The sequence below is a fragment of the Sphingomonas sp. genome (genome assembly GCF_017745215.1).
Lineage (GTDB): Bacteria > Pseudomonadota > Alphaproteobacteria > Sphingomonadales > Sphingomonadaceae > Sphingomonas.
In genome coordinates this window covers 42,921-56,038 of sequence record NZ_JAGHZV010000010.1, presented here as the reverse complement: position 1 = coordinate 56,038, position 13,118 = coordinate 42,921, and the positions used below count along the sequence as shown (strand labels likewise).

17 protein-coding genes are annotated in these 13,118 nt (G+C 68.0%); 12 read left to right on the top strand and 5 right to left on the bottom strand.

Annotation, left to right across the window (positions count from 1 at the left end):
- Nucleotides 1-15: 15 nt before the first annotated feature.
- The 4 genes from J7495_RS11965 to J7495_RS11950 form a co-directional block, all read right to left on the bottom strand.
- Entirely contained in the window at nt 16-969 is a 954-nt protein-coding gene (locus J7495_RS11965; protein WP_294056734.1) for a sulfotransferase, read from the bottom strand.
- 64 nt (nt 970-1,033) lie between these two features.
- Nucleotides 1,034-1,426 (bottom strand): hypothetical protein, encoded by a 393-nt coding sequence (locus tag J7495_RS11960; protein ID WP_294056733.1) that lies wholly within the window; start codon nt 1,424-1,426, stop codon nt 1,034-1,036.
- Entirely contained in the window at nt 1,423-1,680 is a 258-nt protein-coding gene (locus J7495_RS11955; RefSeq protein ID WP_294056732.1) for a hypothetical protein, read from the bottom strand. The genes J7495_RS11960 and J7495_RS11955 overlap by 4 nt, the downstream gene beginning before the upstream one ends.
- The gene (locus J7495_RS11950) at nt 1,671-3,059 is read right to left on the bottom strand and encodes an arylsulfotransferase family protein (protein WP_294056731.1); all 1,389 of its coding nucleotides are present in this window, start codon (nt 3,057-3,059) and stop codon (nt 1,671-1,673) included. Before J7495_RS11950 ends, J7495_RS11955 begins: the two co-directional genes overlap by 10 nt.
- A 272-nt stretch (nt 3,060-3,331) precedes the next feature.
- Here J7495_RS11950 and J7495_RS11945 point away from each other — a divergent pair, with 272 nt between their 5' ends.
- The 12 genes from J7495_RS11945 to grxD all read left to right on the top strand — a co-directional run bounded on the left by J7495_RS11945 (nt 3,332) and on the right by grxD (nt 11,637).
- Entirely contained in the window at nt 3,332-4,015 is a 684-nt protein-coding gene (locus J7495_RS11945) for a ferritin-like domain-containing protein (protein ID WP_294056730.1), read from the top strand.
- A gap of 137 nt (nt 4,016-4,152) precedes the next feature.
- A complete protein-coding gene (locus tag J7495_RS11940) occupies nt 4,153-5,112 on the top strand; it encodes an NAD(P)-dependent oxidoreductase (protein ID WP_294056729.1) in 960 nt (319 codons plus the stop codon).
- 44 nt (nt 5,113-5,156) lie between these two features.
- Nucleotides 5,157-5,999, top strand: a complete 843-nt coding sequence (locus J7495_RS11935) for a c-type cytochrome (RefSeq protein WP_294056826.1) — start codon at nt 5,157-5,159, stop codon at nt 5,997-5,999.
- Nucleotides 6,000-6,016: 17 nt separating this feature from the next.
- On the top strand, nt 6,017-6,859 hold the full coding sequence (locus tag J7495_RS11930) for a cytochrome c (protein WP_294056728.1): 843 nt from the start codon (nt 6,017-6,019) through the stop codon (nt 6,857-6,859).
- Nucleotides 6,856-7,182, top strand: coding sequence for a hypothetical protein (locus J7495_RS11925; RefSeq protein ID WP_294056727.1), 327 nt, complete (start codon nt 6,856-6,858; stop codon nt 7,180-7,182). Before J7495_RS11930 ends, J7495_RS11925 begins: the two co-directional genes overlap by 4 nt.
- A 52-nt stretch (nt 7,183-7,234) precedes the next feature.
- Nucleotides 7,235-8,674, top strand: coding sequence for a 3-isopropylmalate dehydratase large subunit (gene leuC / locus J7495_RS11920; RefSeq protein WP_294056726.1), 1,440 nt, complete (start codon nt 7,235-7,237; stop codon nt 8,672-8,674).
- A 24-nt stretch (nt 8,675-8,698) separates the two neighbouring features.
- Nucleotides 8,699-8,848 carry a hypothetical protein gene (locus tag J7495_RS11915; protein WP_294056725.1) on the top strand — a complete coding sequence of 50 codons (150 nt, stop codon included), beginning with the start codon at nt 8,699-8,701 and terminating at the stop codon, nt 8,846-8,848.
- Between the two features lie 88 nt (nt 8,849-8,936).
- Nucleotides 8,937-9,566, top strand: a complete 630-nt coding sequence (gene leuD, locus J7495_RS11910) for a 3-isopropylmalate dehydratase small subunit (protein WP_294056724.1) — start codon at nt 8,937-8,939, stop codon at nt 9,564-9,566.
- Entirely contained in the window at nt 9,529-10,530 is a 1,002-nt protein-coding gene (locus tag J7495_RS11905) for an NADPH:quinone oxidoreductase family protein (protein WP_294056723.1), read from the top strand. Before leuD ends, J7495_RS11905 begins: the two co-directional genes overlap by 38 nt.
- A 204-nt stretch (nt 10,531-10,734) precedes the next feature.
- Nucleotides 10,735-11,058, top strand: a complete 324-nt coding sequence (locus tag J7495_RS11900; protein ID WP_294056722.1) for a DUF1476 domain-containing protein — start codon at nt 10,735-10,737, stop codon at nt 11,056-11,058.
- Nucleotides 11,059-11,298 carry a BolA family protein gene (locus J7495_RS11895; RefSeq protein ID WP_294056721.1) on the top strand — a complete coding sequence of 80 codons (240 nt, stop codon included), beginning with the start codon at nt 11,059-11,061 and terminating at the stop codon, nt 11,296-11,298. It abuts the gene before it with no gap.
- A gap of 6 nt (nt 11,299-11,304) precedes the next feature.
- Complete coding sequence (grxD, locus tag J7495_RS11890; protein ID WP_294056720.1) at nt 11,305-11,637, top strand: Grx4 family monothiol glutaredoxin; 333 nt, start codon at nt 11,305-11,307, stop codon at nt 11,635-11,637.
- 386 nt (nt 11,638-12,023) lie between these two features.
- Here grxD and J7495_RS11885 read toward each other — a convergent pair whose 3' ends face one another.
- A complete protein-coding gene (locus J7495_RS11885; RefSeq protein WP_294056719.1) occupies nt 12,024-12,998 on the bottom strand; it encodes a carbohydrate kinase family protein in 975 nt (324 codons plus the stop codon).
- Nucleotides 12,999-13,118 lie beyond the last annotated feature (120 nt).

Here is a 13,118-nt window from a genome sequence, read left to right as displayed (position 1 = left end):
TGCGCAGGGGAGAGTTTAGGCGACCGCTTCCTTCACCAGCGCCGAATGCAGCGCCCGCGCCGCATCGGCGAGCCACAGATCGACCTCGTGCACCCCCTGGCGCGGCGCGGGATCATAGAGCCTCGACGTGTCGATCGGGTGGGGAAGGGCCAGCCGATCGCCGAGCGCTGCGAGCGTCGCCGCGTCGCCGGTCTTCAGCCGGTCATAGTCGACGAACACTTGCGCCGCCATCACCTGGCGCGGCTGGTTGAGCAAATGGCGGTGGACGCTGATCCACGCCTTCAGCCAATAATCGAGCGTGTCGGGATCGTCGTCGGCGGTGGGTGCCCCGGGCAGCAGGAACGGCCGCTGATAGGCGCCGAACTCGTGATGCCCGAGCCAGCGCATGAACTCGCCGCGGAATCGGTCGCGCGCCGCGAGCGAGCGTGCGCGCCGGTGCTGCGCGAGCAGCGACGCCGCCTGGTCGAAGGGATCGCGGAACGGATGCACCAGCCGCGCTTCGGGGAACGCCGCGATCAGCGCGGGCAGGCGCAGCACATTGTTATTGTTCTTGGAGAGATAGCGCGTCCGCTCGTAACGCAGGCAAACCAGCCGTACATAACGCGCGAACGCCGCGATGCTCTCCGCTTCGGGGGGTGCCGGCAGGAGGCCCTCGGGCCGGCAATAACGGGCCCCTTCGCGGGCGCGCCAGAAGACTTCCTCGATCGCCTCGGGGCTGTCGAGGTCGTGGGTGAGACCGTCGCCGTGCCCGCGTTCCTGCGCCTCGACGCCGCGCTTCCACTTGCCCGAGACGCGCGCCCAGCCGTTGGGTGCGAGCGGGAAGGGGAGGTCGCGGTAGGAGAGCGCGGCGAATTCATCGGCGCCATGGAGCAGCCGCATGAGGATCGTCGTGCCCGCGCGAGCGAGCCCGGTGACGAACACCGGCGAGTCGAGCGCCAGCGCGTCCGCAATGCGTCCGTGTCGTGCCATTTCGATGTCCAGACTCAGCTCCAGCACCGGCGTGCTGCCCAGCGCGATGCGATGGAGCAGCCGATCAAGCCTGCCGTAGGCGGAGGCGCTGGGTTGCGTAGCGGAAGCCGGCAAGGGCGAGACCCATCGAGAGGATGAACAGCCGCGCCCGCGTGTCGGCCAGCGCGTCGATCGTGCCGAGGTGCGCGATCGGATCGAGCGCGAGCATCGCCAGCAGCGGCAAGGCGATCAGCGCGAGCAGCGCGCCCGCCGTCAGCGACTTGACCATCATCCGGATCGCGAGGATGCGTGTCGCGCGCTCCTTCGACCAGTCCGACACGCCGCGCCGGGCGAGCGTGCGCACCGAGCGCTGGCTGAGCCGGCCGAGCTGGCGGAAGTGGCGCAGGATGCCCGAACGGCGCGCCACGGCGATCGAGCCGAGGATCCCGGCGAAGAGGAACAGTGCGGCGATCGTCACGACACGGTCCCTTCGTCGGCGCGCGCCGGCGCGGGGCGCTGGGCGGCGCGGCCACGCATCCGGCGGACCAGCCGCTTGACCGGGTACCAGACCATCGAGACGATCCCGAGCAGGATCGCGCCGAGTACGCCCAGCGCGGTGCTGATCGCGCCGAGGCCGAGGCCGGGGCCCAGATAGGCCTGGGCGGGATCCGCCGAGGCGAGGATGAGAGCGACGGCGGCTGCCGTCGTGAGCGTCTTGATGTTCAGCTGCATTTCGCGTCCACCGCTGCCTTGATGCCATCCCCGTCCGCCACGGGGTCGAGATAGCGGCTCCAGCGCAGTGCGTAGCGGCGCCGGTCGCCGTCGGCGGAAATGTATCGCCAGCGCACCGTCCCGTCGGGCGCGATGCGCAGCAGCCTCCCTTGCTCGGTCTCCTCGACCATCGTGTCGCCGTTCGCGAGCGGCGTGGCGCGGCCCTGCGCGCGCGTCCGGATGCCGAGCTTGTGGAAGCTGGGCGTCAGCGGATCGCTCGTGCTGTCGGTCGCGAAATCATAGACGACGACGCGGTTGGTGCCGTCGACTTCGGCCTGCTCGGGCTGGTCGAACGCGAAGCGCCAGTGATTGTCGAACACCGAGATGCGGTGGTCGTCGATCACGTTGACGTCGTGCTGGAATTTCCACGGAAAGGTCTTGCGCCACAGCACCTTGCCCGTCGACGGGCGATAGAGCATCACCATCGAGAGGTTGCGCAGGCTGACGAGCAGGTCGCCGCGCTGCCAATAGGGGCCCGAGCTCATCACCGGCTGGATGTCGTTGAGGTGGAACGGATCCTCGTTGAACGGCCGTCCGCGCCAGAGGTGGCCGAGGCCGTTCTGGTCGAGGATGTCGACGATCGAGGTACGCGACAGCACCGCGCCGGCCGCATTCACATGCGCGATGCCTTCCTCGATGAAGTCCGGTCCCACGTCGGGCAGCCGGGATTGCGGCACGCGGTAAGCGGCCCAGTAATCGCCGTCGGGTCCGCGCTCGACCGAATGGTGGAAGATTCCGTCGATCATCCAGATCGGTTTTCCACATGCATCGATTCGAACCAACGGCGATGTGTCGTGGATCAGCAGGCCGCCATCCGGCATCAGCAGCGGGTGCATCGGAAAATAGAAGCGGTTGGTCTTGTCGCGGCCCAGGTCGGCCAGCGCGGACTTGAAGGTGGATTTGCGGTGCACCGCCTCGATGTCGGGCTCGTACTCGCGCATCACCCGGCCATCGCTCAGCCGCACCAGCCGGACCACGCGGCGCGCATGGCCGGTATCGAAATCGGTGACGAGCACATAGCCCGGATCGACGAAGGGCTGCGCGGGGTTGCGCCACAATCCGCCCGGCAGCCGCTCGTAATTGCCGCCGATCGAGGGGCGATAGGGCAACAGCCCGCCGGCCATCCTGCCGAGCGTGTCGGGCACTTCGGCGAGCGCCTCGGCGGCCTGGCCCAGCGCGCCGTGCCGCTCCGGGTTGAGCATGATCGCGCCATAGGCGATCGTCAGCGTCGCGCCGCCCGCAACGATCAGCGCGACCGACCAGAGCGGCACGCGGCGAAAGGCGAGGCGTTCGATGAAGCCGGCGCGGGGCTCAGGACTGGCGGCGCTGCTTTGCTGCACGACGGCTCAGCCCCCGCCTTGCGCGCACGTCGATCGTGCCCTGAAATCGCCCGTTGCTCCGCCCACTCGCCGCTCCGTTCCAGGGGCAAATGCTATGTGTCGTTTGTATCCTCTCAGTTTCTGCATTTTCGCGAAATTGTCGCAACTTGTGGCAATTGCTTCTGATCTGGCGGCGGCGGAAACAAAGGAGGGTTGTGGCATGATGGATACATGGCGCGCGCGAATGGTCCGGCGCGTTGACGCTGGGGGCGCGGGGGCCTAGCCTCGCCCGCATGATCGCCGCGTTCCGCCGCCGCTACCTCGACCTGCTGGGCTCGATTTACATCTACAACGAGCATCGGGGGTACACGAGCATCGACCGCGTCCTCGAGGCGGTCCGGGCCCGCGCGCCCGACGATCATGCGCTGATCGCCTCGATCGAGAAGCACCGCGCCGACGAGCGCAAACATTATGTGATGTTCAAGCGCTGGTTCGAGCTCCAGGGCAAGATGCCGCTCAGGGTCGATCGCACCTGCGGGCATATCGATCGCTTCGTCGAGATCATGTTCCGCCGCACGATCGACGAGCTCGACACCCAGCGGATCATCGCCGAGGACGACGAGTTCGAGAAATTGTGCCGGGTGATCTCGCTCACCGAGCAGCGCGGCTACAAGCAGGTCGAGATCCTGCTCCGGCATCCGTTCGTGCTCAAGGACAAGACGCTGGTGAAGATCTTCCAGATCATCGAGAAGGACGAGCCGAGCCATTGGGCGCCCTATGACGGCTGGCTGAACGCCAACGGCAAGCGCGAGCCCAAGTGGTGGGAGCGCGGGATCGACACCTTCATCCACAGCGAATTGCTGTTCCTCAAGCTCCCCGCGCTGTTCCTCAACCCATGGCTCAGGCGCCGCACCGATTGGGCCGACGCGCACGACCCGGCCGAGCGGGGCGCCTCGCCGCTGCCGGCGGCGGCTTGACCCTCCCGCCCTCATCCCTGCTTTCGCCGGGATGAGGGTTTGAGTAGGGCGAGGGGCGTGCCGGGGAGGGGATTCAACCACAATTCCTGCGAACCATTCGCAGAAAATCTGTGAATCGTTCGCAACACGGGGCCTTGATGCGAATTCTTCTCACTGGATCGTCGGGCTGGCTCGGGCGCTTCCTCGCGCCGATGCTGCGTGCGCGGGGGCATGCGGTGACCGGCCTCGACGTCGCTGCCGGCGCCGACACCGACGTGATCGGATCGGTCGCCGATCGCGCGCTGGTCGACCGTATCTTCGGCGAGCGCGGGATCGAAGCGGTGATCCATGGCGGCGCGTTGCACAAGCCTGATATCGTTCGCTATTCCGCCCAGACCTTCATCGACGTCAATGTGAGCGGCACGCTCAATCTGCTCGACGCGGCGCGCGCGGCGGGGCATGACCGCTTCGTCTTCACCTCGACGACGTCGCTGATGATCAGCCAGGCGATCCGCGACGAAGCGGGCGACGCCGCGGTGTGGCTCGACGAGACGAGCGGGCCGATCGAACCGCGCAACATCTATGGCGTGACGAAGTACGCCGCCGAGGGATTGTGCCGGCTGGCGTGGCTCGAAGGCGGGCTCGCGACGGTCGTGTTGCGAACGAGTCGCTTCTTCCCCGAGGACGACGACACGCACCGCAGCCTCCACGGCGAGAATATGAAGGCGAACGAGCTGCTCCACCGCCGGCTGACGGTGGAGGACGCCGCGCGCGCCCATATCGTCGCGCTTGAGAAGGCGCCCGAGATCGGGTTCGGCAATTTCATCGTCTCGGCGCCGACGCCGTTCGCGCGCGAAGATTGCGCGGAGCTCAAGCACGACGCGCCCGCCGTGATCGCGCGCCATTTCCCAGATGCGGCCGAGCTTTACGCCGCGCGCGGCTGGAGGCTGCCCGCGAGCATCGGCCGCGTCTATGACGCGAGCCTTGCCGAGCGCGCGACGGGATTTCGCTGCGAGACGGATTTCGCGAGCTTGCTCAATGCCTTGCGTGAAGATGCGCCGCTGCCCTTCGCACATGACCCGAGCTATGTCTCCCCGAAAGAAGTGGCGGGGCCATAACGAGTCTGGCATAGCGCCGCCGGGGTTTCCGAGGGGTGGCGGGAATGCGGATCTTGAAGCGTGTCGCGATCGGGCTGGGTGCGATCGTCCTGTTGGCGTTGGTGGTGCTCTACGGCGCGTCCGAATGGGCGATCCGCCGCACCCACGAAGCGGATCTGGTGCAAGTGTCGGTGCCGAAAGATGCCGCATCGATTGCCGAAGGCGCCCGTATCGCGAAGATCGAAGGGTGTCGCGGCTGCCACGGTGACGATGCCGCCGGAAGTGTGTGGAACGATCCTCCCTGGTTCGTCGCGACGATTGCACCGCCGGGGCTCGCGCGCAAGGTTGCGAGCTATTCGGACGCAGAGCTCGGGCGCTTGATCCGGCACGGTATCCGCAAGGACGGAACCTCGCTCTTCATCATGCCCACGGTGGCGCATCGCAACATCGCGGACGACGATCTCGGCAAGCTGATCGCGTGGATCCGCACGCTCAGGCCGGCACCGAAGGACGTGACTCGCGACACCGGCTTCGGCCCGCTCGGGCGGGTCATGCTGCTCAGCGGCCAAGTGCCGCCAAGTTACCAGATCGGTACCGTGGCGCCCAAGCAGCGGCCCGCCGACCTTGGGCGCTATTATTATGATGCGGTCTGCTCGGAATGCCACGCGCTCGACGAGCCGCGCCCGGCTCCCGACGGTTCCGGGACGGCGCCGGCGCTCGCGCCGGTGGCGGCAAGCTACGATCCCATTGCCTTTCGGACGCTGCTGCATACCGGCGTCGCGATGGGGAACCGGAAGCTTGGCCTCATGTCGGTGGTCGCGAAAGAGAATTTCGTTGCGCTGAGCGACGCCGAAATCGTTGCGATCCAGGACTATCTGAAGCGGGAAGCCGCCAAGCAAGCGAAATAGCGAGGGAGGGGCGGGCGATGCGGGGGTTGGGTTGGTCGCGCATGTGGATGCGGCCGCTCGGATCGCTTTTTCTGATCGTTGCGATCGCTTGCCTGGCGCTGCTCGCCGCGTCCGAATGGACGATCCGCCGCGGCCATGAGGCGGCGCTGCGCCCCGTGCCCGTCCCGCACGACGCTGCCTCGGTCGCCGAAGGCGCGCGGCTCGCCACGCTGGTCGGCTGCAGGAGCTGCCACGGCGAGGGCAAGGGCGCGGTGTGGACGCCGGTCGACTGGACCTTCGGCCAGATCGCCCCGCCCGCGCTCGCGCGCACTGCGGCCGGCTATTCGGACGCCGAGTTCGCCCGGCTGATCCGCCACGGGCTGCGCAAGGACGGCAGCAGCGTCTTCATCATGCCCGCCTGGTCGATGGCGAACCTCGCCGACGACGATGTCGGCCGGATCATCGCCTGGGTCCGCACCTTGAAGCCCGCGTCCGACGACGTGATTGCGTCGACATGGTTCGGCCCGCTCGGCCGCTGGCAGATCGTCACCGGCGCGCTGCGCCCGAGCTTCGAGGTCGGCGACGTGGGGCCGCCGGCGCGCCCCGCCGATCCCGGCCGCTATTTCACGCTGGCGCTCTGTTCCGAATGCCACAAGCTCCAGGAAGCGCAGGTGCACGACGGCAACAAGGTCCCCGCGCTCGCGCCGGTCGCGGCTTCCTATTCGCTCCCCGATTTCCAGCGGCTGCTGCACACCGGCGTCGGCGCGGGCGGGCGCGACTCCGGCTTCATGGGGACGATCGCCAAGGAGAATCTCCACGCGCTGAGCGACTCGGAGATCGCCGTGATCCACGCCTATCTGTCGAAGGAAGCCAAGCCATGATGATTCCCGCGCGGCTCGACGGCCTGCCGCAGATCTTCACCGTCGCGACGCTGGTCTTCGCCGCGCTCAAGCTCGGCCCGGTCTTCATCCTGTTGCCGCAGAAGCACCGGCTCGATCGGATCGCGGAGGCGCGCTGGGTGGCGCTGCTCTATTTCACGTCGAAGCTCTCCGGCATCCTCGCGGTCGCCTTCGCGCTCGCGGCGGCGGCGAGCGCGGGCAAGGTGGGCGAGGCGGAATGGCTGTCCGCGCTGATGGTGGTCGCGGGCGCGGCGACCTTCTGGACGATCTACGCGCGCCTCACGCGCCAGACGCCCGCGGCCTAGGAAAATTACCGAAAGCCTTGCCCCGGCGCACGATTCGACTAGATCGCCCCGCATGGCGAACCCGAAGACTCTCTACGAAAAGATCTGGGACGCGCACGTCGTCGAGCGCCGCGACGACGGGACGTGCCTGGTCTATATCGATCGACACTTGGTCCATGAAGTCACCAGCCCGCAGGCGTTCGACGCGCTTCGCGCCAATGGCCGCGGGGTTCGCCGCCCGGACCTTACGCTTGCGGTGCCCGACCATAACCTGCCGACCACCGCGCGAGTCGATGCGGCGGGCCATGTCCTGCCGATCGCCGACCCGGAGAGCGCGAACCAGCTCGCGGCGCTCCGGTCCAACACCGCCGAGTTCGGCATCCGCTATATCGACGCGACCGCGCCCGAGCAGGGCATCGTCCATGTCATCGGGCCCGAGCAGGGCTTCACGCTGCCGGGCACCACGCTCGTCTGCGGCGACAGCCACACCTCGGCGCACGGCGCGCTGGGGGCGCTGGCCTTCGGCATCGGCACCAGCGAAGTCGAGCATGTGCTGGCGACGCAGACGCTGCTGCTGCGCCAGTCGAAGACGATGGAAGTCCGCGTCGACGGCTCGCTCGGCTATGGCGTGAGCCCCAAGGACGTGATCCTTGCGATCATCGGCAGGATCGGTGCAGCGGGCGGCACCGGCTATGTGATCGAATTCACCGGCGAAGTGATCCGCGCGATGTCGGTCGAGGGGCGGCTCACCGTCTCGAACATGTCGATAGAGGGCGGCGCGCGCGCCGGGCTGATCGCGCCCGACGACACGACCTTCGCCTATCTCCGGGACCGCCCGATGGCGCCGAAGGGGGCGGACTGGGACCAGGCGGTGGCGTGGTGGCGCTCCCTGGCCAGCGATCCGGGCGCGGCCTATGACCGCACGGTCACGCTCGACGCGACCTATATCGCGCCGTCGCTCACCTGGGGCACCAGCCCCGAGGATGTCGTGGCGATCACCGGCATCGTTCCCGATCCCGAGAGCTTCGCCGATCCTTCGAAGCGCGTCGCCGCGCAGAAGTCGCTCGATTACATGGGCCTCGCCGCGGGCACCGCGATGCAGGACATTCCGATCGAGCATGTCTTCATCGGCTCGTGCACCAATTCGCGGATCGAGGACCTGCGCGCCGCCGCGGCGGTGGTCGAGGGGCGGCATGTCGCGGATCGAATCCGCCAGGCGCTGGTCGTTCCCGGATCGGGACTGGTCAAGCGCCAGGCCGAGGCCGAGGGGCTCGATCGCATCTTCAAAGAGGCCGGATTCCAATGGCGTGAGCCCGGTTGCTCGATGTGCCTGGCAATGAATCCCGATAAGGTGCCGGCCGGCGAACGTTGCGCTTCAACTTCGAACCGGAATTTTGTAGGAAGACAAGGTCCGGGATCACGGACTCACCTCGTGTCGCCGGCAATGGCCGCGGCCGCGGCGGTGACGGGGAAGCTGACCGACGTCAGGGAACTCATGGCTTCGAAGTCGTGAGGGCGGCGGCACAGGGGGATGCGTATGAAGCGGGCGCTCGTGGTGTTGATCGTCGGGACGATTCTGAGCGGCCTCGCGGCGGCCTATGCGGCCACCACGCAGCGCATGGACGCGAAGGAAGCCCCCGCGGGCAAGACCAGGGCCGCCGACGACCGCGTCGCTGCGCTCGACTGAAGCCGGTATCGACAAAAATAGTCCGTCATCTCGGCTTTCGCCGGGATGACGGCGATTGGCATTCGCCCCGCACAGGAGTTTCCCGCTGATGGACCCCGTCTCCCAGGTCTCCGGCCGTGCCTATCCCTGGGGCGCGAAGAACGTCGACACCGACGTGATCATCCCCGCGCACTGGCTCAAGACCACCAGCCGCAAGGGGCTGGGCAGGGGCGCCTTCGAGACGGTGCGCGCCGAGCCCGGCAACCTCTTCGACGATCCGCGCTACGCCGGCGCACCGGTGCTCGTCGCGGGCGAGAATTTCGGCTGCGGCTCGAGCCGCGAGCATGCCGCCTGGGCGCTCGCCGACATGGGGGTGAAGGCCGTGATCGCGCCGAGCTTCTCGGACATCTTCTCGGGCAACGCCTTCAAGAACGGCATCGTGCCGGTGGTGCTGCCGCAGGAAGCGATTGACCGGCTGGTGGAGGTCGCGAAAACCGACGAGATCACCGTCGACCTCGAGACGATGACCGTCACCACCGCCTATCAGGACCGGTTCCCGTTCGAGCTCGACCCGTTCCGCCGCGAATGCCTGATGCGCGGGCTGGACGAGGTCGGCATCACGCTGGCAAGAGATACCGCGATTTCGAACTATGAAGCGGGCGTCGCCGCGGCGCGGCCGTGGATGCTGGCGGGGAACGGTCATGAAGGCGTTGCTGTCGAAGGAAGCGGGCGGACCTGAGACTCTAAGCCTCGAGGAGGTTCCCGATCCGGTCGCGGCGCCGGGGCAGGTGGTGGTCGCGGTCAGGGCCTGCTCGATCAACTATCCCGACGTGCTGATCATCGAGGACAGATACCAGTTCAAGCCGCAGCGCCCCTTCGCGCCGGGGAGCGAGTTCGCCGGCGTGGTCGAGAGCGTCGGCGCGGGGGTCGAGGGCTGGGCGCCGGGCGACCGGGTGATCGCAGTCACCGGCCACGGCGGGCTCGCCGAGAAGATCGCGGTGGAGGCGGCGCGGCTGATCCGCCTGCCCGAGGCGCACAGCTTCGCCGAGGGGGCGTCGCTGGTAATGACCTATGGCACCACCATCCACGCGCTGCTCGACCGTGGGCATCTGAAGCAGGGGCAGACGCTGCTCGTGCTCGGCGCCGCGGGCGGCGTGGGGCTGGCCGCGATCGAGCTCGGCAAGGCGTTCGGCGCCAAGGTGGTCGCGGCGGTCTCGTCGGAGGCGAAGGCAGCGGCGGCCAAGGCGTCGGGCGCGGACGCGACGATCGTCTATCCGCGTGGCCCCTTCGACAAGGACCAATCGAAGGAAGTCGCCGAACTGTTCAAGCGCGCGGTCGCGCCGCTGGGCGCCGACGTGATCTACGATCCGGTGGGCGGCGACTATGCCGAGCCGGCGCTGCGCGCGATCGGCTGGGAGGGGCGCTACCTCGTGGTCGGCTTCCCGGCCGGCATTCCGCGGCTGCCGCTCAACCTCACCTTGCTCAAGAGCTGCGATGTCTGCGGCGTCTTCTGGGGCGCGTTTGCGGCGCGGGATCCGCGCGCCAACGCCGCGCACATCGAGCGGCTGTTCCGCCTCTGGGCGCAGGGCCAGATCGCCCCGCGCGTCACCGAGACCTTCGCCTTCGCCGACGCCGGCAAGGCGATCGCCAGGCTCGCCTCGCGCGAGGCGATCGGCAAGCTGGTGGTTGAGGTCTCGGCCTAGGAATCGCCCCTTCAGTCGTCATCCCGGCGAAAGCCGGGACCCAGGGCCGCGGGCGACACGGCTTGCTGCCCTGGGTCCCGGCTTTCGCCGGGATGACGGTTTTGGGACTGGCGATGGCACTCCCATGGGATTGCCAGCACGGACCATGGCACCTATCTCAACTCCAACATCCACAGCCGAAACCAATCCAGGGGTAGCCGCAGCATGACCACTTTCGACGACCGCGAACGGGCCTATGAAGCGAAGTTCGCGCGCGACGAGGAAATGGCGTTCCGCATCACCGCGCGGCGCAATCGCCTCGTGGGGCAGTGGGCCGCGGCCAAGATGGGGCTGACCCCCGAAGAAACCGACGCCTATGCCAAGGCCGTCGTCCAGGCCGATTTCGAGGAAGCCGGCGACGAGGACGTCATCCGCAAGCTGCTCGGCGACCTGTCGGGCGCGGGCGTCGACATCGACGAGGCGGCGATCCGCCGCGCGCTCGAGGAGCAGACCGTCGAGGCGCGCCGCCAGCTGATGGAATCCAAGTAAATGCCGATGGCCGCGACCGAGATCGAGGAGCTCATCCGCGCCGGGATCCCCGGTGCGCGGGTCGAGATCACCGATCTCGCCGGCGACGGCGATCATTATGCGGCGCGCGTGGTCGCGCCGATGTTCCGCGGGATGCCGCGGGTGAAGCAGCATCAGGCAGTCTATGCCGCGCTCGGCGGACGGATGGGCGGGGTGCTCCACGCGCTCCAGCTCACCACCGAAGCGCCAGTCGAGGAGTGAGTTGAAGTGACCGACGAAACCCAGGACCGCATTCAGGGGCTGGTCGATTCGAGCGACGTGCTGCTGTTCATGAAGGGCAGCCCCTTGTTCCCGCAATGCGGCTTCTCGAGCCGCGCGGTCGCGATCCTCAACCATCTGAACGTGGCGTTCGAGAGCGTCGACGTGCTCCAGGACCAGGCGGTTCGCCAGGGCATCAAGGCCTTCTCCGACTGGCCGACGATCCCCCAGCTCTACGTCAAGGGCGAGTTTGTCGGCGGTTCGGACATCATGATGGAGATGTTCGAGAGCGGCGAGCTGTCGCAGCTGCTGACCGACAAGGGCGTCGCCGCGGCGCAGTGACGCCGGTGATCGGTTGCCGGCGCGCGCTGGTTCGGCGTGGGCCTTGCGGTGCTGGTGGCGGGAAACCCCGGGTTGGGCGGGCCGGCAGCGAGACCGGTATGAGGATCGCTGCCACGCCCGCCCAGTAATGAAGCGTTCAACGCTCGGGGTGCCTTACGGAATGCAGCCGGCGTGCCAAATAGGGTGAGGCTCGGATTCCTGCGGGTTGCGGTGGTCAACAGGCGTTAACCAGGAACGGCAGTTGTAAAGCTGGCCGACGGTTTTGGGGTTTCCAACCGTCATCCCGGCGAAAGCCGGGACCCGGGGCTGCAGAGGACGTCGCTCGTGGCCCTGGGTCCCGGCTTTCGCCGGGATGACGACTTACAGGGTCGGGATCCCGGATCGGACTACCCCACCACCTCAGCCGCCCGCTCGGGCCGTGCGCCTTCGATCGTCAGCACGCGCGCCGCGCAGGCCGTTGCGAGCCGCGCCACTTCGTCGAGCGGCAACCCCTGCTCGATCCCGTGGAGGTAGCCCGCGGTGAAGGCATCGCCGGCGCCGTTCGTGTTGACGATGGGACGGTCGAGCTTGTTCGCGCCGACATGGAGCGAGCCGGTGCGGTCGAACAGGAAGGCGCCCGCCTCGCCCTGGGTGATCGCGCCCGAGACGCCGCGTTCGCGCAGCATCGCCGCGATCGCTTCGTCGGAAAGGCCGGGGAAGAGCTTCGCGGCTTCGTGGCGGTTGAGCACGAGGTGCCGCGCCTCGGCGAGCAGGTCGCGGACGATCGGCCCGGCGTCGGTGAGCACGCTGACGTCGCCTGGGCAGAAGACCAGGTCCTGCCCCTCGGGCCGCCCGCTCGCCAGCCAGCCGCGGATGCCGTCGGCAACGCCGAGGCGCAGCAGCAGGTATCCGTCGATCGCGACGATGCGCTGGTCGTCGAGCCCATGCGCGGCGGCCGCCAGGTCGTAGGGGACGCCGTGGCAATAGTCGGCGAAGGTGCGCTCGCGATCGCCGGTGATCAGCGTGTAGACGAGCGAATGCGGCCCGTCATAGCCGAAGCCGCGGATCTCGACGCCGCGCGATTCGAGGTCTGCGCGTGCGAAGCTTCCGTGAGAATCGGCCCCGAACGGCGCTACCACCGCGACCTCGCTGCCCAAGGCGGCGAGCCCCGCCGCCATGTTCGCCCCGCAGCCGCCGGGCAGGAACCTGGCGCCAGCGCCCAGCGCGCGGCCGAGCTCCTCGCTGCGCGGATAGGGGATCGTCGTGCACTGCAGCTTCGCCAGGCCGTAGTCGGCGAGCAGCGCTTCCTCGGCATCGGCGACGACGTCGACCGGCGCATGGGCAATGAGTCCGACGATGGGGATTCTCCTTCGCGGCGACAAATAGCGGCGCCCCCGCCCGGCGGGAAGGCTTGGATGCGAAACGGATGCTTTCCTGCACGTTCGTTCAGCTGTCGTTCACCCCTTGACTACAAGCGTAATCGTAACGATTACAGGCGTAGT